This window comes from Candidatus Eisenbacteria bacterium, assembly GCA_035577985.1.
In the GTDB taxonomy this organism is placed as follows: Bacteria; Desulfobacterota; Binatia; order DP-6; family DP-6; genus DATJZY01.
In genome coordinates this window covers 1-19,713 of sequence record DATJZY010000161.1, presented here as the reverse complement: position 1 = coordinate 19,713, position 19,713 = coordinate 1, and the positions used below count along the sequence as shown (strand labels likewise).

Genomic DNA, 19,713 nt, shown 5'->3' with positions numbered 1-19,713 from the left:
TGCAGCCCTGACGGGCTTCCTGCTCGTCGCGCTGACCTCTAGTCAGGAGGGTCGGGAACGATGGGGCGCTCACGTATGCGTACAGGAACGGAACTTGGTCGCGGCCGCCTGCAACCTGCGCCGCCTGGTCGCGCTCGGGGTCGCGCCGGCATGAGACCCTCTCGCGATGACTGCGGCGGCTGGTCGTGCGTACCTGCTCTGCCGCGCCAGCTTCGCTGGCCGCGGGGTACAAACCGGGTACATGGGTGACACCTTAAACCGGCAACATGGGTGACACCCGGTACGGTGCACGACCAACGGAGGTTGGTCGATGCCCTGGTTGGAGACGGACGCGATGGAGCAACGTGAACGGTTCCTGCGCGAGGTGCGCGTGGCCGTGTTCCCGGTCACCGAGCTGTGTGCGCGCTACGGCATCAGTCGCAAGACGGGCTACAAGTGGCTCGCTCGCTTCCAGGAGGAGGGGCGCCGCGGCCTCGGCGATCGGTCGCGCGCGCCGCATCACTGTCCGCATCGCATTGCGCCCGAGTGGGCGGACCGGATCTGTGCCGCCCGGCGCGCGCATCCGACGTGGGGCCCACGGAAGCTGCTCGACTGGTTGGCGCGCCGCGATCCGCAGTTCGTGCGCCCGGCCATCAGTACCGCGGGCGATCTCCTTGCCCGGCACGGGCTCGTCAAGAAACGCCGGCGGCGGCGGCGCCATGCGCATCCGGGCGTCGTCCCGCCCACGACCACCGCGCCCAATGATCTCTGGACCGCGGACTTCAAAGGCCACTTCCGCACCCGCGATAGCCTCTACTGCTATCCGCTGACGGTGGCCGATCAACACACGCGCTACCTGCTCGCGTGTCACGGCCTGCGTTCGGTCCGCGGCACCGGGGTGCGCCCAGTCTTCGACCGCCTCTTTCGCGAGTACGGCATCCCACGCGCCATCCGCACCGACAACGGCGCGCCCTTCGCCAGCACCGGCCTTCACGGGTTGTCCCGGCTCAACGTGTGGTGGCTGCGGCTGGGCATCCAGCATCAACGCATCTGGCCGGCGCGGCCCGATCAGAACGGTGCCCATGAGCGCATGCACCGCACGCTCAAGCAGGAAGCTACTCGCCCCCCGCGCACCCACTGCGCCGCCCAGCAGCGTGCCTTCAATGCGTTCCGCCGCCTCTACAACGACGAGCGGCCACACGAATCGCTCGCCGGGCAGCCCCCCGCCGCCCTCTACTCCCCGTCGCCGCGGTCCTACTCCGGGGTCCTTCCGCCCGTGTGCTACCCCGGGCACTTCATCGTCAAGCGCGTCACCAGCGCCGGCACCATCTTCTTCAAGAAGCGTCGCCTCCTGTTCATCGCCAAGGCGCTGCAGGACGAGCCCATCGGCCTCGAGGAAATCGCCGATGGCGTGTGGTCGATTCACTTCTGCCACGTACGCCTCGGGCACGTCGATGAACGGGACTACACCATCCACCCCTGAACAGCGTGTCACCCATGTTCCCGGTCAACTCTGTTACCCATGTTCCCGGTTGCAGGCGGCATGCCGATCGTGCGTGCCACGGACGCCACACTCTCGGTTCTCCCGACCCAAGACGCAGTCTTGGGTCGGTGTTCTAGCGCCCGGCGTGCACCGTGCGGCGGGTCACGCGCGACGCCAGCACGAGCGCGCTCCCGAGCAGCGCCGCCGCGAGCAGGAACGGTGCGCCCGGCACGTGCCACGTCCCGTGCGTGTCGATCGCCCGGGCGAAGGTCTGCGTGAACAGTCCCGGCGCGATCATGCCGCCGATGCCGCGCAGGCTGCTCTGCGCGCCCTGCAGCTGGCCCTGCTCGGACGGGTCCATGACGCGCGTCATGAGCCCCTGCGCGGCGGGGGCGTCGAGGCTCCACAGCGCTTGCAACGGCACGGCGGCGAGCGCCAGCAGACCCGTCGGCGCGAGCCCGTACACTGCGAAGGCGGCGGTGCCGAACCCGAGCCCCGCGAGGAGGACGCGCCGCTCGCCGAACCGTGTCACGACGGGCTGCACGAGGCCGGCCGACACGATCATCCCGCAGACGCCCATGACGGCCATCGTGAGACCGATCGTGCGCGTATCCCAGCCGTAGCGGTAGCCGGTGTACAGGACGAACGTGCTCGGCAGCACGTCGTGCGCGATGTTGCGCAGGAACATGACGGTCGAAAGCCCGAGCAGCTGGCGCCGTGAGCGCAGCAGCGTCAGCGAGCCGACGGGGTTCGCGCGCTGCCACGAGAAGGGCGCACGCCGCGAAGGCGGGAGCGACTCGGGCAGCACGAAGAAGCCGTAGGTCGCGTTGGCGAGGCTCAGCACCGCGGCGATCCAGAAGGGCACGCGAGGGCCCATGCCGCCCAAGAGACCGCCCAGCGCGGGCCCGAGCACGAACCCGAGGCCGAAGCCGGCGCCGATCATCCCGAAGCCGCGCGCCCGCGTTTCGGGCGGCGTCACGTCGGCGATGTAGGCCCCGGCGGTTCCGAAGCTCGCCGCCGTGATGCCGGAGATGACGCGCCCGACGAACAGCCAGCCGAGCGAGGGCGCGAGGGCCATGAGGACGTAGTCGAGGCCCAGGCCGAAGTTCGACACCAGGATCACGGTCCGCCGTCCGAACCGGTCGGAGAGCGCGCCCAGCACCGGCGAGAACACGAACTGCATGAGCGCCCACACCGTTCCGAAGACGCCGAAGATCTCGGCCGCACGCGCCGTGTCGCCGCCCTCGAACTCGACGACGAGCTTCGGCAGCACCGGGATGATCACGCCCAGCGCGAGCGAGTCGAGCACCACCGTGACGATGATGAACGCGAGCGCGGCGCCCCGCGCGCTGGAGGGCGACGGCTCGGTCATCGGGTCGCCCCAGGGGGTGTCGGTCTCACGCCTACTCGTCGTGCTGGTGGGAGTGGGTCCAGCGGAGGCCGTGCTCTATCACGTTGCGCACCTCGCTGCTCGGGTTCGAGGCGAGCAGGCGCTGCACCGGTGCCGAGTCGCGCCCGTTCGAGACCATGAGGAGCAAGGCCGCATAGGACCGCGTGTCCGCATCCTCGCCGTGGAGGGCCAGGTTGATGAGGGCCTGGCTCGCCGGATCGCCGCCGATGGCGAGGATCGCGCGCCCGGACGCCTGGCGGATCTCGCGCTGGGAGGTTCCGAACGTCTGCGACAGCGTCGGGAGAGCCGCCGGCTGCTGCGTCGCGCCGAGCGCCTCGATGGCGGCGACGCGCACCTCGAGGTCGGGATCGCTCGTCGCATAGCGACCGATCTCGCCGACGGCCGGTTCCTTCAGCTCCGCCAGCGCGCGGATCGCGCTGGCACGGACGGCCGGATCCTTCGCGGTGAGGTAGCTCGCGAGCTCGGCGCGATCGGGCGGGGCGCCCAGGCGGGTCCGTGCCGCGAAGACGGCGTCGAACACCTCGGGCGTGTCGAGCAGCGCGGCGCGCAGGGCCGGGACGGCATCGGTGAGCCCGCGTTGCGCGACGAGCTGGGCCAGGCCCACCCGCGTGGCCGGCGGAATGCTCTTGGCCGCGAACGTGCGTTCAAGCGCGCCGAGCTCGTCGTGGGAGAGGGGCGCGAGCGGATCCAGACGTCGCAGCTCGACCAGCGCGTCGGCGGCGAGGCGCGGCACCATGCTTCCCAGCTCCTCGAACGCGAGCGCCCGCCGCGCCCGGCGGTTCTCCGTCTCGTCGGTCAGCGTGGAGATGCGAAAGCCCTCGTCGAGCGCGCGCGCGACGGCGTCGCGCTCGGCGTCCGACGTGATCGGGATGACGCCGTCGCGTCCTCCCGAGGGCGAATAGTACGTGCCGGCGGGGAGCTGTTGCGTCAGGTACGAGAGCCGCGGCGCGGTGCGCAGCACCAGGATCGCGCGCTCGCCGTCCGCGACGAAGCCGGGCCGGGAGGCGGCGCCGCGGATCTCCACCAGATCGACCTCGTCGCCTTCGAGCGTGCCGTGGAGCGTCCGCTCGACGCGCACCTGGTAGACGCGCAGCTTGTCGTCGTCGAAGGGCGTGGTCTTGAGCACGACCGCTTCGACGACCGCCGTGCTCTCGGCTCCGAGCGAGCGCAACGGGACGACGCCCGTGGTGGGCACGGCGCCGGACGGGGCGGCCTTCGAGCCCTGGAGCACCGTCGGATCGAGGGCCGGCCCGGGCGGAATCTCGACGCCGGCGGGGGGCTTGGTGACCGGCTGGCGCCGGAGGGGGCCGTGGGCCCCTGCGCTGGACGCGACGAGGACGAGGGCGAGCCCCGCAAACGCTGCGGGCGCCCGGCGGGCGCCCGCAGCTGCGAGACCTGACACGACCGGACGCGGGCTCACGGCGTGAGCATCACTCCGGGCGGATCGTACTGGCTGTTCTGGTTGACGTCGATGAAGAGCGGGTTCGAGAACGCGAGGGCGAGGACGCCGCACTGGTTCATGTTGCCGTCCGTCACGTCCGACAGCGTCTGGTTCAGCACGCTGCACGTCGACGACGGGCAGTCGGCGTTGGTGTTGCACGACTTGCACGGGTTGTTCGCGCACGCCTTCGCGACCAGCGAGTTCGGGATCACCGGGAAGAGCGGCTGCGACACGTTGTCGGTGCCGCGGACCAGCACGATGACCCACGTGTCCTGCGTGAGGCCGGAGAGGGCGAGCTGCGCCGTCGCGTGGTAGTGCTGCGCGCCCGCGATCGACGGGTAGTCGTTCACGAGCGTCGGCACCACGTTCTGGGTGGCATTCGGGATCACGCGGTACAGCGGCCGGGTGTTGACGTTGTTGTCGTTGTCGTACGCCTGCGGCGCGTTGTTGACGTAGAACTCGATCTTGTCGAACGGTGCCCAGACTGGGCTGTCCACCGTGACGTCGACCGTCGCGCTCCCGTCGTTGGTGGCGATCATCGTGTTGTCCGCCGCGCCGAGCCCGGCGGTCCCGAGCGGGGTCGTCGCGGACACCCGCAGGAAGGGAGCGTTCGTCCCCGTCGCGTGCCCGATGACGACGCTCTGCGCGAGGTTCTCGTCCTCGTTCCACAGGAGGGCCGGGTCGGTCACGGTCGACGCCACGTAGGTGCGGGCGTTGATCTGCGTCGTGCGGCGCTGGTGGGTATCGGAGTCGGCGACGCCGCTCGCGAGGATCCCCTGGTTCAGCATGTTGATCCAGTCGCCGAGGTTCTCGCCGACGAAGTGCGTCTGGTCGCCGGTGCGCCCGTCGGTGCCGATCCACACCTCGAGAGTGTCGAAGCCGGCGTCGAAGTAGTTCGTGATCGACGGGTCCAGGCGCCGGGTGGCGCCGACCGTGTGCGACGTCGGCGGACCGGTGCCCGCTTCGGCCGTGTCGATGTCGAGTCCGTCACGGTTGAAGTGGCTCCGCATGTGGTTGATCTGGATCAGGTTCGCCTTCGGGTCCGCGTGCGCGGCCGCGTAGATCTCCTGCGGCGACAGGGTGAAGCTGCCGAGCGACGGGAAGTCCATGCCGGGGGCGACGCCGGCGCGACCCCAGTCGACCGAGCCGCCGTTCACCTTGGTCGGGTCGATGGTGACCGGCCAGCTGTTGAAGTGTCCGTAGTCGAAGGTCGTGATCTCCGCGCTGATGGCGGTCGCGATGAGGTTTTGGACGCCCATGGCCTCGACGGTCGGGCGGTAGTCGACGCGGATGTCGTGCTCCGACGGCGTGAAGAAGTCCGTGCCCTCGGCGAGCTGCGTCGCGACGCGCTCGGTCATCGTGACCTCGCTGTCCGGGCTGCTGATGCCGTGGACGTGGAAGTCGCCGATGATGTAGCCCGGCGTCGGCACCACCTTGGCGATCTGTGCGTTCACCGTCGTGGTGGCGCCCGCCGTGATCGTGACGTTCTGCACGGAGGCCGAGTACCGTCCGCCGTGCGAGACGGCGAGCTGATACGTACCGGGCTCGATCGGGAAGTCACCCGTGTCGCCGTTCTTGTCGGCGAACGTCACGTTGGCGATGCCTTGCACGAGGCCGTCCTCGAACTCCTCGCCGAAGACCCCGGTGTTGTTCTGGATGAGACCGAAGATGTTCTGGAAGTTGCGCGGATCCGGCGACGGGTCGAAGCCGACGAGCTGGACCTTGGCCGCGATCGGGCTGTTGTTCTCGTCGGTCACGTGGACGCGGATCCTGCTCGCATCGCCGACCGTGAAGTTCTGCGTGACCGTCGAGCTGGCCGCGACCGTGATCGCCGTCGGGCCGGGGTTCGGGGCGAGGCGGCCGTCCTTGTTCGCCTGGACGGTATAGTTTCCGGGCGGCAGCGTCAGGCTGTAGCTCCCGTCGGCCGCGGTGCGCGTGTGATTCACGACGTTGCGAGTGGGACCGCCGAGGAAACCGTTGACCACGGCGGCGGTGATCGCGATGTCGGCGTCGGCGACGCCGCCGCCACCGTCGGTCACGGTCCCGCTGACCGTTCCGGTCGCGATCCCGAGGATCTGGTTGCGGATCTGGGCGATCGACGCGACGGAGCCGTCGCCGACCGCGAAGTAGCGCGTGATCGTGATGGCATCGCCGGCGTTCCCGCTGGCGGCCATGGAGAAGTTCGGCGTCGCGATGCCGATCAGCGCCGTCACCGCTTCCTGTCCGAGCAGGGGAACGGTCACGCCGCTCGTGGTGAACGAGGAGCTCGCGTTGATGCCGTGGATATAGCCGTAGGACACGCCGGCGGCGCCATCCTCACCGCTGTAGGCGACGAAGTCCTGCGGGTCGCACGTGCCGGCCGTGCACGGTAGGTACGCGCCGGCGCCGTCGCGGTTGGTGACCAGCGGCTCACCGAAGCCGATCGTGGGCTGGAACAGCTCCACCTGGCCCGAGCCGTTCAAGTAGTCCGCGAAGAAGATGTCGAGCTGCGTGGCGCCGAGGTTCGTGACGGTCGTGTCGACCTTCACGTACTCCGCACCGGGCGCGAGCGTGTAGTCGGTCTGGATGTCGATCGGCAGGTCGCGATCGTCGGCCGAGGGCGGGAAGATGAAGCCGAACCCGGCGACGACCGAGCTGCCGTTCACGAAGTCGAGCAGGTCGTCGGGGCCGGTGGCCCGGATGACCGCGGGGTTGCCGTCGGTGCCGTCGTTCAGCACGACGACGCTCGTGTAGTTCGCCGTGTTCTCGATGTTGATGCCGGGCGACCACTCCTCGAAGTTGTCCCGCTCGACGCCGTCGGCGTGATAGCGATCGGCATCGACGATGTTGCCGCCGTACACGCCGATCCCGAACAGGGCGCGTCCGGGCTGCTGGATCACGACCTGGATCTTCTCGTTGTAGATGCGCAGGTCACCCAGACGCCCGCGCGAGAGCGCCCCGCCGATGAGCGACGCGGGCTGCGTGACGACCTCGGCGCGCGCGAAGCTGGCGCCCGGCGCCGGTGCGGCGGCGGAGGGCAGGCACTGGAACTTGATGCGATCGGCGTCCTTCACGCCGCTCGAGGTGAGGGCCTTCGACCTGATCTTGTTCTTGCCCGGACGGTACTTCCCGTCGCGAACCACGAGGTCGACCTTGAACTGCTGGACCGCCGTGCAGACGTTGCCGGCGTTCGGCAGGCCGAGGGCGCTGACGCTGGCCTCGAGGGCGGCCAGACGCGTGTCGAACTTCGGACTGGAGGGCGCCCGGTTCCGCACGACGAAGCTCGCGACGTCGGTCGGCGTACAGGCGGGAAAGCGCGGATCGGGGTTGTTGAGGCAGATCGTCAGATCGAAGCGGCAGGTGCCGTTCGGGGTGGCATCGGCGTCGCAGGCGGGGTCGCCGTCGGTGCAGACGACGTTGCGCGGCCGGGTCGCCGGGTTGTTCGGGGTGACGCCGTCGTACTCGACGACGCAGTCGGTCTGCAGCGGACCGGCGCCCGGGGCCGAGCAGGCCCCGCCGGCGCAGGCTCCCCATGCCTGGGTGGCCGCCAGGGCGAACGTGAGCGCACCAAGAATTGCGGCGTGGCCCCGTCGCCACGCTGAAGCGGTCCGCATGTATCGATCCTCCTCGCCGTCTGCGGTCGGGCGGATGTGCCCCCCGGGGCCGTACCTTACGCAGCCCGATTCGAACGGGTCAACGAAAAAGTCACCGTGCAGACGCGGGATTTTTACGTTCAGGCTTGACTGTTTGTTTATGGCCGCGTATCCATGAGCCATGGCTGCGGTCGCGAGCGTCGTGTCCAAGGAGCGGCGAACCCAGGCCGAGCGCAGCGCGACGACGCGCTGGCGCCTGCTCGATGCGGCCATCGAATGCCTGCACGACCTCGGCTACGCGCGCACCAGCACGCCCGAGATCGCGCGCCGCGCGGGGTTGTCACGGGGCGCCCAGCTCCACCACTTCCCGACCAAGGCGGAGCTGGTCACGAGCGCGATCGAGCGCCTCTTCGAGCGCCGTCGCGAGGAGTTCCTGCGCGCCTTCGCGGCGCGGCCGGCGGGCAGCGATCCCTGCGAGACCGCCATAGACATCCTCTGGTCCATGGTCTCGGGCCCGACGTTCTACGTCTGGCTCGAGCTCGTGGTCGCGGCGCGGACGGATCCCGAGCTGAAGGAGCCGGTCCAGGAGCTGACCGAGCGCCTCGAGGGCATCGTCGCGACGACGTTCCGGGAGCTCTTCCCGGAGCCGGCGGAGCCGAATCCGTTCTATGGCGTGGCGCCGCGCTTCGCGTTCGCGTTGCTGGACGGGCTCGCGGTCGAACGCCTCAACGCGCGCGATACGACCGCGCACGAGGCCGTCCTGGTGGCCTTGAAGGCGCTTGCCCGGATGGTGATGCCGACGGGCGCGCCCGCGTCCGAATGAACAAGAGAGGAGAGGACACCATGTCGACCACCAGCGGCGCGCTGCTGAGCGAGCGCTACGAAGTTCCGGAGGAGGAGCGATCCTCGACGCCCCGACGGCGTGAATCGTATGAGGCGCTGATCGCCCGCCTCTCGCATCAGTCGGTGGTGAAGCACTTCGACGCGTACGCCGACATCCCGTGGGACGACCCGGCCTACCGCATCGATCCGGACGATCCCCGGTGGGAGCTGCCCGCCGACGACGCGCTCGGCGCGACCACCTGGTACCAGTCACAGCCCGCCGGCGTGCGGTCGCGTATCGGGCTCCACCTCTTCGCGACGTTCATGAAGATCGGCGTCGAGTTCGAGAGCGTGCTGAAGCGCGGCCTCCTCGAGTTCGGCGCGAAGCTGCCGAACGGATCCCCCGAGTTCCGTTACGCCTACCACGAGGTCATCGAGGAGGCGCAGCACTCGCTCATGTTCCAGGAGTTCGTGAACCGCACCGGGTTCGACATCGCCGGCCTCGTCTGGTGGCAGCGCCTCGGCGCGCGTCAGGTGATCCGATTCGCACGGACGTTCCCCGCGCTGTTCTTCGTGTTCGTCCTCGCCGGCGAGGACCCGATCGATCACGTGCAGCGCATGGCGCTCAAGAGCGGGCGCTCGATGCATCCGCTCCTGCGGCGCATCATGCAAATCCACGTCACCGAGGAGGCGCGCCACCTCTGCTTCGCGCGCCACTACCTGCGGCAGAACGTCGAGAAGCTCGGATGGTTCCGCCGCTTCGTGCTCTCGCGCCGCGCGCCGTTCATCCTCGCGGTCATGGCGCAGCTCATGCTCCGGCCGTCGGCGGACATCATCCGGACCTACGCGATCCCGAAGGACGTCATCCGGGCGGCCTACACGGCCAATCCCGCGCACCGCGCCGGGACGTTCGCCGCGATTCGCAAGATCCGCGACCTCCTGACCGAGGTGGGCGTCGTGACGCCCTCGTCGCGACGGCTGTGGCGGATGCTCGGGATCTGGGAGCCGGGCACCGCCGTCGCCTGAGCCGCGGCCGACCGGGGGGAGGGGCCCGGCTTGACTGGGGCCCCGGAAGGTGGTTGATCTGTTCATCAGGATACCCTGATGAGTTCTCTCTCGGCCGCCATCGATGCGCTCCACCTCTTCGGCGACCCCACGCGCGTGCGGCTGGTGGCCCTGCTCGCGCACCACTCGCTCACCGTCGCCGACCTGACCGGCATCACGCGGCTTCCGCAGTCGCGGGTTTCGACCCACCTCGGACGCCTGAAGGAAGCGGGCGTGGTCCGGGACCAGCGCCAGGGCAGCTCCACCGTCTACTCCCTCAACGACGGATCGATGCCCGAGGACCTGCGGCGCGTGTGGACGCTGCTCGCCGAGCAGGTGTCCGACGCGTCGCTGCGAACCGACCGCGAACGGTGCGACGCCCTCCTACAGGCGCGCGAGCGGGATGCTCCCTGGCCCGACGCCCTGGCAGGCGAGATGGAGCGACACTATTCGCCCGGCCGGACGTGGGATGCGCTCGCGCGCGCCTTCATCGGCCTGGTGCGTCTGGGCGACGCGCTCGACGCCGGCTCCGGCGACGGCACCGTCGCACAGCTGCTCGCGTCGCGCGCCCGGAGCTACACCCTGCTCGATCGCAGCGAGCGCATGCTGGCCGCGGCGCGGGCGCGGCTCGCCCGCACGCCGAACGTCCGTTTCCTGCACGGCGACCTGCACGAGATCCCCGCGCCGGCCGGATCGTTCGACCAGGTGCTGCTGCTGAACGTCCTCACGTACGCCGAGCGACCCGGTGCCGCCCTCGCCGACGTCGCCCGCGTCCTGCGACCGGGCGGGTTGCTCACGCTGGTCACGCTCGACGAGCATCCGCACGCCGCCGTCGCCGCCCACTACGGCCACGTGCATCGCGGCTTTCGGACCCCGGCGCTCCGGCGCCTGCTGCAGAAGGCGGGGCTCGCCGTCGACCTGTGCGAGGTGACGTCGCGCGAGCGACGCGAGCCGCAGCTCAGCGTCATCACCGCGTTCGCCCACAAGCCCGAGGGCAATGGAGCATCGCATGTCCACTGACCCGACGACCGCCCGGTTGGAGGCGCTCCTGCGCGCGCGCATCCTCGTCCTCGACGGCGCCATGGGGACGATGGTGCAGCGCCATCGCCTGGACGAGGCCGCCTTCCGCGGGACGCGCTTCCGCGATCACCCGCGCGACCTCCAGGGCAACAACGACATCCTCGTCCTCACGCGGCCCGAGGTCATCAGCGAAATCCACGAGGCGTACCTCGACGCCGGCAGCGACATCATCGAGACCAGCACCTTCAGCGCGACGGCGATCGCACAGGCCGACTACGGCCTCGAGGACGTCGTCTACGAGCTGAACGTCGAGGCGGCCCGGCTCGCCCGCGAGGCCGCGGCGCGCTGGACGGCGCGCACGCCCGAGCAGCCGCGCTTCGTCGCCGGCGCCCTGGGGCCGACGAACCGCACGCTCTCGATCTCGCCTGACGTGAACGACGCGACGCTGCGCACGGTCACCTTCGATCAGGTCCGCGACGCCTATGCGACGCAGGTGCGGGGGCTCCTCGACGGCGGGGCGGACATCCTCCTCGTCGAGACGATCTTCGACACGCTCAACGCGAAGGCGGCGCTGGTCGCGATCGCCGAGGAGCAGGAGCGCCGCGGCGTGCGGCTTCCGCTCGTCATCTCGGTCACGATCACGGACCGCAGCGGGCGCACGCTCTCCGGTCAGACCGTCGAAGCCTTCCACGCCTCGATCGCGCATGCGCAGCCGCTCGCGGTGGGCATCAACTGCGCGCTCGGCGCGCGCGAGATGCGCCCGTTCCTGGCCGAGCTCGCCGCCGTGACGCCGCACTACGTGAGCTGCTATCCGAACGCCGGCTTGCCGAACGCGTTCGGCGGCTACGACGAGCTGGCCGAGACCACGAGCGCGCTGCTGCGCGAGTTCGCCGAATCGAACCTCGTCAACATCGTCGGCGGATGCTGCGGCACGACGCCCGATCACATCCGTGCCATCGCCGCCGCGGTGAAGACGCTGCCGCCGCGGCGCCCGCCCGCACCCGACGGGCTCGCGCACTGGAGCGGCCTCGAGCCCCTCACGATCCGCCCCGACTCGAACTTCCTGATGATCGGCGAGCGGACGAACGTCACCGGCTCGGCCAAGTTCGCGGGGCTCGTGAAGCAGGGCGACTGGGCGTCGGCGGCGCAGGTCGCCGCCGACCAGGTCCGCAGCGGTGCCAACCTGATCGACGTCAACGTCGACGAGGGCATGCTCGACGGCGTCCGCGCCATGACGACGTTCCTGAATCTCATTGCGACCGAGCCGGAGATCGCGCGCGTGCCCGTGCTGGTCGACAGCTCGAAGTGGTCCGTCATCGAGGCCGGGCTCAAGTGCGTGCAGGGCAAGTGCGTCGTCAACTCGATCAGCCTGAAGGAAGGGGAGGCGGAGTTCCTCGACAAGGCGCGCAAGGTGCAGCGCTACGGCGCCGCCGTCGTCGTGATGGCGTTCGACGAGACGGGGCAGGCCGACACGGTCGACCGCAAGGTCGAGATCTGCGAGCGCGCCTACCGCCTCCTCACCCAGCGGATCGGGTTCGATCCGGTCGACATCGTCTTCGACCCGAACGTGCTGGCCGTGGCGACGGGCCTCGAGGAGCACGCCGAGTACGCGCGCGCCTTCATCGAGGCGACGCGGATCATCAAGCAGCGCTGCCCGGGCGCCAAGGTGAGCGGCGGCATCTCGAACCTGTCCTTCGCGTTCCGCGGCAACAACGTCGTGCGCGAGGCGATGAACTCGGCCTTCCTCTACCACGCCATCGCGGCCGGGCTCGACATGGGGATCGTCAACGCCGGGCAGCTCGTCGTCTACGAGGACATCCCGAAGGAGCTGCTCGGCTACGTCGAGGACGTGCTCTTCAACCGCCGTCCGGACGCGACCGAGCGCTTGGTCGAGTACGCCGGGCGCGTCAAGGGCGGCGGCAAGAAGAAGGAGCAGGACCTCGCCTGGCGCGAGGCCTCGGTCGAGGAGCGCTTGAAGCACGCCCTCGTGCACGGCGTCGTCGACTTCATCGACGCCGACGCCGAGGAGGCGCGCGCGAAGTACCCGAAGCCGCTCGACGTCATCGAAGGGCCGCTCATGGACGGCATGAAGGTCGTCGGCGACCTCTTCGGATCGGGCAAGATGTTCCTGCCGCAGGTCGTGAAGAGCGCGCGTGCCATGAAGAAGGCGGTCGCCTGGCTCGAGCCCTTCATGGAGGCCGAGAAGGCGAAGACCGGCGCCCGCGCGCAGGGCAAGATCGTCATGGCGACCGTCAAGGGCGACGTCCACGACATCGGCAAGAACATCGTCGGCGTCGTGCTCGGCTGCAACAGCTACGAGGTCGTCGACCTGGGTGTCATGGTGCCGTGCGACAAGATCCTCGACACGGCCGTCGCCGAGGGCGCGAACCTCGTCGGCCTGTCCGGCCTCATCACGCCGTCGCTCGACGAGATGGTACACGTCGCGAGCGAGATGGCGCGTCGCGGCCTCGACCTGCCGCTCCTGATCGGCGGCGCCACGACCAGCCGCGAGCACACGGCGGTCAAGATCGCGCCGGCGTTCCCCGGCACGACCGTGCACGTCCTCGACGCGTCGCGTGCCGTCGGCGTCGTGGCTTCGCTGCTCGACGCCCGCAAGCGGCGGGAGTTCGATGCCGACAACCGCAGCGAGCAGTCCCGCATCCGCGACGTGCACGCGGCCAAGGCCGCCCGTCCCATCGCACCCTACGCCGAGGCGACCGCGCGGCGGCCGGCGTTCACCTGGCGCCAGACCGACATCCCCGTGCCGGCGGTGCTCGGACGGCAGGTCCTCGATCCGTTCCCGCTGGCCGAGCTGGTGCCGTACATCGACTGGCGGTTCTTCTTCACGGCGTGGGAGCTGCCCGGGAAGTTCCCGCAGGTCCTGGACGATCCCGTCTACGGCGAGACGGCGCGCGATCTCTACCAGAACGCGCGTAAGCTCCTGGACGAGATCCTGCGCGATCGGCTCCTCACCGCGCGGGGCGTCTACGGGTTCTGGCCGGCGCAGAGCGACGGCGACGACATCGTCCTCTACGCGGACGAATCCCGCACGATCGAGGCCCAGCGCTTCCCGATGCTTCGGCAGCAATCCGAACGGACGAACGCGCAGCCGTACCTGTCGCTCGCCGACTACGTCGCGCCGCGCGCGAGCGGCGTGCGGGACTACGTCGGGGCCTTCGCCGTGACCGCGGGGGTCGGCGCCGACACGCTCGCCAAGCGTTTCGAAGCCGCCCGCGACGACTACTCGGCGATCATCGTGAAGGCGCTCGCCGATCGCCTCGCCGAAGCGTTCGCCGAGCTGCTCCACGAGCGCGCGCGGCGCGAGTGGGGCTACGAGACGGGAGCGAAGCTGTCGCACGAGGCGCTCCTGCGCGAAGCGTACCGCGGGATCCGTCCGGCCTTCGGATATCCGGCGTGCCCGGATCACGACGAGAAGCGGGACCTCTTTGCGCTGCTGCGGGCGCCGGAGGTCGGGATCACGCTCACCGAGCACGGCGCCATGCTGCCGGCCGCGAGCGTCAGCGGGCTCTACCTCGCGCATTCCGACGCGCGCTACTTCAGCGTCGGTCGCGTCGGCCGCGACCAGATCGAGTCGTACGCCCGGCGCCGTGGCGTGTCGGTGGCCGAGATCGAGCGCTGGCTCGCGCCGAACCTCGGCTACGACCCGCGGTCGTCGGCTGCGGCGTGAGCGCCCGATGATCGGGCGGTGGGCGGCACTCGGGCGGGAGCTGCGACGACCGCTCGCGTTCCTGGGGGCGCTCGGGGAGCGGTTCTCCCGCCACCGCATGCCGGGGCTGGCGGCGGGCCTCGCGTTCTACTTCCTGCTCGCGTTCTTCCCGTTCATCCTCTTCCTGGTGGCGGTCGTGACGCTCGTGCCCGGCGTCGAGGGGCTCACGGACTGGCTCCTCAAGAGCGCGGCCGACTACGTTCCGCAGGAGGCGTTCAAGATGGTCGAGGGGATCATCCGCGGCGTGCTCTCCACACGGCGCAGCGGGCTCGTCTCGATCGGCGTCGTGCTCGCGCTGTGGAGCTCGTCGTCCGGCTTCTCGAGCGTGATGGACTGCCTCAACGTCGCCTACGGCGTCACCACCCGGCGCGCGTGGTGGAAGGCGCGGCTCGAAGCCCTGTGGCTCACGATCGCGCTCTCGTTCTTCATGGTGCTCGCGTTCGTGCTGACGCTCTTCGCCGGACCGCTCGCGACGCTCGTCGGAAGCTACCTCGGCCCGGCGGGCGGCGTCGCGACCATCGCCTTCAACTGGGTGATCTCGCTCGCGCTCGTGACGCTGGTCACCGCGACCATCTACTACGTGTGCCCGGACGTCGAAGAGCAGCCGTGGCAGTGGTTGTCGCCGGGCGTGGTCGTGTTCACGGTCGGCTTCGGCGTCGCGTCGGCGGGGTTCTCGGTGTGGGTCGCGCGCTTCGGCAGCTACGACAAGACGTACGGATCGCTCGGCGCGCCGATCATCCTGCTCTTCTGGCTCTACCTGCTCGCGACGTTTCTTTTGCTCGGCGGCGAGCTGAACGCGTACCTCGACGAGCGGCGCGCGGATCAGAGATAGAACCGCACGCGGCGCCAGATCTCGTCCGGCGGGAGGAGCGGGCCGCGCGCGATCAGGATCGGCCGCCGCTCGAACGGCATGCAGTACGGGCAGTCGATCTCGGCGGCGACCTCGACCGAGCGGGAGATGCCCCGCAAGTCGGCGGGCGTGAGACCGAGCACGATGACCGTCGAGAAGTCGCAGTCGTGCGGCCCCCACCACCAATAGGTATTGTGCCCGCTGATCGCGTGGGGCAGCCCGAGGGCGGGGCCGAAGAAGTCGATCGCCCCCGCCTCGCCGTAGTTCGACGCATAGATGCACGCGCGCGCACGCTCGTCGGGTGGGAGCCCGCGGTGGACCTCGGCGACGCGGGCCGCGAGCTCCGGCCATCCGAACTGGTCGGCGAAGTGCTGGGGGAGGACGCCCAGCTCGTTGCGCTCGCCGCTCCCGAGCCGCGGATCGAGTCCGATCGCGCGCTGGTAGGCGACGAGACGCTCCGCCGCAAGGAGCGGCTTCGCCATCGGCATGCCCGCCACGCCGGCGACCGTCGCGGCGACGGGCACCACGTAGGCCAGCCGCCGGTGTTGGGCCGCGCGCTCGAACGCGGCGCCGCCCGCGGCGAACAGGAGCTGGTAGTACGGACCGATGTAGTACGCCTTCCCGCGGCCGGCGATCATGAGCGCCAGGATCACGAGGTAGGCCCACACGAGCGCGCGGTAGCGGCCCTCGTCGCGTCGCCAGAGCGAGACGAGACCGGCGATCCAGATCGGGGCGGCGAAGGGATCGAGCACCATCACCTGCTCGGCGACGAACCCGAGCGGCGATTGCGGCAGGTTCTTCAGGGCGCGCGCGTTGGCGGTGAACTCCAGCGTCGGCCAGCCATGCATCGCCTGCCAGACGAGGTGCGGCGCGGCGAGCACCGCGGCGATCGCGAGCCCGAGCCACGGCCACCGCGTGGCGAGATGACGTCGTGCCGGCGTCGCGACGACGCCGGCGGCGAGCCCGATCACGAGGAACACCACGCCGTGCTTGTCGAGGAATCCGATCCCCACCACGGCGCCGAGCGCGAGCCAGAGCCGGGGCGAGTCGCCATCGAGGATCCGCACGACCAGGAGGAGGGCGATCGCCCAGAAGACCATCTCGAGCGCGTTCGGCGTGAGGATGCTGAACATCCCGACGTAGAGCGGCGCCGTCATGACGCCGGCGAGCGCGGTCAGGAGCGCGCCCCGCCCGCCGCCGAGCTGCCGGACGAGGCGCGCCGTCACGAGGACGGTCGCCGCGGCCGCGAGGGCGGGCAGGAGGCGGATCGCCGGCAACCCGTCGCCGAGGACGGCCCGGACCGGAATCAGGAGCACTTCGAGCAGCGGCGGATGATCGACGTAACCTGCCGCAAGGTGGGCGTTGCACGCGAGGTAGTAGAGCTCGTCGCGGAAGTAGCCGTAGCCGTGGCTCGTCGCGACGTAGAAGAGGAGCGTCGCGACGGCGAGGGCTCCGGCCATGCGGCCCGGTCAGCGCCGCCAGAGCGCGACGGCCTCGGCGAAGCGCCGTCGTTCTTCCGGCGTCTGCGCCGGGTTGTGGTCCGGATGGTTGTCTTTGAGAAAGCGCCGCCACGCCACCAGGAAGCGTTCCTGCGTGCAGTCGGCCGGAAGCTTCAGCAGCTTCAGCAGCGACGCAGGCTGCTTGGCCCGCTTGCCGATCGGCACGCGCCCCTTTGGGGATGCCTTCGCGCGCCCGCGCGGGCGCGGCTCGGACCAGCCCTCGGCCATCTTCAGCCACCACCGCAGATCCCTGACGACCTCGGCGTAGGTGGGGTTCTTCCGCCAGGCGGAGGGGAACCACTCCTTGTGCAGGTGGCCGAGGAAGCCCTCCAGCCGGAGCGCGAGATCGTGCGGGACCTTGCCGTGCACGCGGCCGAGGGCGGTCAAGAGCGCCGCGGACTCGTGCTGGTAGAACGAGCGGTGGCGCTGCCAGCGCGAATGCACCGCCCGGCCGAGCCAGGGGTGGAGACGGCGGAGAAGGAGACGCGCTGCGGATGCCTGGGGCAAGCTCGGAGCACATTGCGTCCCCGAGCATCCTTGTCAACGCTCTTGCCGGCGAAAGAACGCTCGTGAGAAGAAGCGTCCGCCGGTGATCCACTTCCCCCCGTTTCGCCTGGACCTGGTTGCCGGTCGCCTCATGCGCGGCGACGAGCCGATCGCCCTGCGGCCGAAGACGTTCGCAACGCTGCGCCACCTGGCGGAGCGTCCAGGGGCTCTGGTCACCAAGGACGATCTGCTCGCGGCCGTGTGGCCCGACGCTGCGGTCACCGAGGACATGCCGCGTTTTTCGATCCGCGAGCTGCGCCGCGCCCTCGGCGATGACCCTGCCGCTCCGCGGTTCATCGAGACGGTGCACGGCCGGGGCTATCGCTTCATCGGCGGCGGGTCGGGGGCCGCCGGCCCGTCCCGACGCGGCACGGACGCTGGAGGCCCGGCGGGCGCGATCGTGGTCGGCCGTGACCGGGAGTTGGGGACGCTCCTCGACTGGCTGTCCTCGGCGCGTCGGCGCGAGCGCGTCGTCGGCTTCCTTGCGGGCGACGCCGGCATCGGCAAGACGACACTGGTCGACGCGTTCCTCGCCCGCCTCGCCACGGCGGACCCCGACGTCGTCGTCGCGCGCGGCGAGTGTCGCGAGGTGGTCGGCGCGGGCGAGCCGTACCGCCCGCTGCTGGAGGCCGTCCAGGCGCTGGCGATCGGCGGGGCACGCGCGGGCGTGATCGCGTCGCTTCGCGCGCACGCTCCGACCTGGCTCGCGCAGCTACCTTCCCTCGTCGACGCCGACGAGGCCGCCGCGCTCCGCCAGCGCCTCGTGGGATCGACCGGCGACCGGATGCTGCGCGAGTTCGCGAGCTGGGTCGAAGCGACGGCCCTCGAGGCGCCGCTCGTGCTGGTGGTCGAGGATCTGCACTGGAGCGATCGCGCGACGCTCGACGCCCTGGCGGCCCTCGCGCACGGGCGGGCGCCCGCCCGCCTGCTCGTGCTCGCGACGTATCGGCAGGTCGACGCGATCGTCTCGGACCACCCGCTGCGCGGTGTCCGGCAGGAGCTCGTGCGCCGCCGGCTGTGCTGCGAGGCGACGCTCTCGGCCCTGCCGCGCGACGCCGTCCACGACTATCTCGTCGCCCGTTTCGGGCCGCAGGCCGTGAGGGACGCGCTGGTCGCGTTCGTCCACGATCGCTCGGACGGCAACCCGCTCTTCATGACCGCGGTCGCCGATCAGGTCGTCGCCGAGGGTGTGCTCACCCGCGCCGCCGGGCGCTGGGAGATCGACGGGGCCGCCACGTTCGACGACCTCGGCATCCCGGACACGCTGCGCGAGATGGTCGAACGCCAGCTCGAGATGCTCGACGGGCCGACGCTCGCGGCGCTCGAGGCCGGCAGCGTGGTCGGCGCCGAGTTCGCCGCGCCCGCGGTCGGCGCGGCGATCGGCCAGGGGAGCACCGAATCGGTCGAGGACCTCTGCGACGTCCTCGTGCGCCAGGGACGCCTGCTGCGGTTCCTCGGCGAGTGCGAATGGCCCGACGGCACGACCGGCGCGCGCTACGGGTTCCGGCACGCGCTCTACCAGGACGTCCTCTCGGCGCGCATTCCGCCGTCGCGGCGGAGGCGGCTGCACCAGCTCGTGGGCGAGCGGCTCGAACGTGCGTACGCCGCCGACGCGGCGCCGGTGGCGGCCGAGCTCGGCACGCACTTCGACAAGAGCGGCGACCGCGCACGCGCCGTCGAGTACCTGGGGCAAGCCGCGGACGTGGCGCAGAAGCGCTTCGCCGATCGCGAGGCGATCGCGTACATCGAGCGCGCGCTCGCACTCCTCGAGACGATGCCGCCGTCCGAGGACCGTACGCGGCGCGAGCTGATGCTGCGCATGGTTCTGGCGCCGTCGCTGGGCGTCGTGTTCGGCAACGCGTCGCCGGAGCTGGAGGCGTCGAGCGCCCGCGTGCGCGCGCTGCTGACGGAGGTCGGCGAGACGACGAGCCACCTGTTCGCATTGTTCGCCCTGTTCACCTTCGAGCTGATGCGCGGCGGCCTCGACGCGGCGACGGAGATCGCCGAGCGTGCGCTCGACCTGGGGGCGCGCGTCGCGCCGGTATTCGCCAGCGTCGGGCACCTCGCGGCCGGCATCTCGCGCTGCTATCGGGGCGAGTTCGAGCGCGGTCGCCGCCATTTCGAAGCGACCCTGACGGAGGCGCCGCCGGCCGCGTGGCCCATCACCTTCGATCCACCCCAGATCGCGTCCTTCCACCTCGCCGACCGCGTGCTCGTCTACCTCGGCTATCCGGAGCAAGCCGTCGCCCACGCGCGGCGCACGCTCGCGCGCGCCGAGGAGATCGGGCACCCGTACACGCGCGCCGTCGCGGCCGGCAC

At 70.6% G+C, this 19,713-nt stretch carries 12 protein-coding genes; 7 read left to right on the top strand and 5 right to left on the bottom strand.

What is annotated here, in order from left to right:
• The first annotated feature begins 334 nt into the window (after positions 1-334).
• Entirely contained in the window at positions 335-1,462 is a 1,128-nt protein-coding gene (locus VMS22_23015) for an IS481 family transposase (protein ID HXJ36918.1), read from the top strand.
• A gap of 133 nt (positions 1,463-1,595) precedes the next feature.
• Here the strand turns inward: VMS22_23015 and VMS22_23010 are convergent, their stop codons facing one another.
• Genes VMS22_23010 through VMS22_23000 form a run of 3 tightly spaced genes read right to left on the bottom strand, consistent with a single transcriptional unit; the run spans position 1,596 to position 7,907 of the window.
• On the bottom strand, positions 1,596-2,834 hold the full coding sequence (locus VMS22_23010; GenBank protein HXJ36917.1) for a TCR/Tet family MFS transporter: 1,239 nt from the start codon (positions 2,832-2,834) through the stop codon (positions 1,596-1,598).
• Positions 2,835-2,865: 31 nt separating this feature from the next.
• Complete coding sequence (locus VMS22_23005) at positions 2,866-4,293, bottom strand: HEAT repeat domain-containing protein (GenBank protein ID HXJ36916.1); 1,428 nt, start codon at positions 4,291-4,293, stop codon at positions 2,866-2,868.
• Positions 4,290-7,907, bottom strand: a complete 3,618-nt coding sequence (locus VMS22_23000) for a carboxypeptidase regulatory-like domain-containing protein (GenBank protein ID HXJ36915.1) — start codon at positions 7,905-7,907, stop codon at positions 4,290-4,292. Before VMS22_23000 ends, VMS22_23005 begins: the two co-directional genes overlap by 4 nt.
• A 160-nt stretch (positions 7,908-8,067) precedes the next feature.
• Here VMS22_23000 and VMS22_22995 point away from each other — a divergent pair, with 160 nt between their 5' ends.
• From VMS22_22995 to VMS22_22975, 5 genes are all read left to right on the top strand, one after another.
• Positions 8,068-8,709 carry a TetR/AcrR family transcriptional regulator gene (locus tag VMS22_22995; GenBank protein HXJ36914.1) on the top strand — a complete coding sequence of 214 codons (642 nt, stop codon included), beginning with the start codon at positions 8,068-8,070 and terminating at the stop codon, positions 8,707-8,709.
• Positions 8,710-8,729: 20 nt separating this feature from the next.
• On the top strand, positions 8,730-9,734 hold the full coding sequence (locus tag VMS22_22990) for a diiron oxygenase (GenBank protein ID HXJ36913.1): 1,005 nt from the start codon (positions 8,730-8,732) through the stop codon (positions 9,732-9,734).
• Between the two features lie 78 nt (positions 9,735-9,812).
• Positions 9,813-10,772 (top strand): metalloregulator ArsR/SmtB family transcription factor, encoded by a 960-nt coding sequence (locus tag VMS22_22985; protein HXJ36912.1) that lies wholly within the window; start codon positions 9,813-9,815, stop codon positions 10,770-10,772.
• Complete coding sequence (gene metH, locus VMS22_22980) at positions 10,762-14,460, top strand: methionine synthase (protein ID HXJ36911.1); 3,699 nt, start codon at positions 10,762-10,764, stop codon at positions 14,458-14,460. The genes VMS22_22985 and metH overlap by 11 nt, the downstream gene beginning before the upstream one ends.
• 7 nt (positions 14,461-14,467) lie before the next feature.
• Complete coding sequence (locus tag VMS22_22975) at positions 14,468-15,331, top strand: YihY/virulence factor BrkB family protein (GenBank protein ID HXJ36910.1); 864 nt, start codon at positions 14,468-14,470, stop codon at positions 15,329-15,331.
• Here the strand turns inward: VMS22_22975 and VMS22_22970 are convergent.
• Together VMS22_22970 and VMS22_22965 are read right to left on the bottom strand one after the other, a co-directional pair.
• Positions 15,322-16,809, bottom strand: a complete 1,488-nt coding sequence (locus VMS22_22970; GenBank protein HXJ36909.1) for a glycosyltransferase family 39 protein — start codon at positions 16,807-16,809, stop codon at positions 15,322-15,324. The genes VMS22_22975 and VMS22_22970 overlap by 10 nt on opposite strands.
• A gap of 9 nt (positions 16,810-16,818) precedes the next feature.
• Positions 16,819-17,292 carry a J domain-containing protein gene (locus VMS22_22965; GenBank protein HXJ36908.1) on the bottom strand — a complete coding sequence of 158 codons (474 nt, stop codon included), beginning with the start codon at positions 17,290-17,292 and terminating at the stop codon, positions 16,819-16,821.
• A gap of 145 nt (positions 17,293-17,437) precedes the next feature.
• Here VMS22_22965 and VMS22_22960 point away from each other — a divergent pair.
• Positions 17,438-19,713 (top strand): AAA family ATPase (locus tag VMS22_22960; GenBank protein ID HXJ36907.1); only part of this gene is annotated, 2,276 nt, incomplete at its 3' end.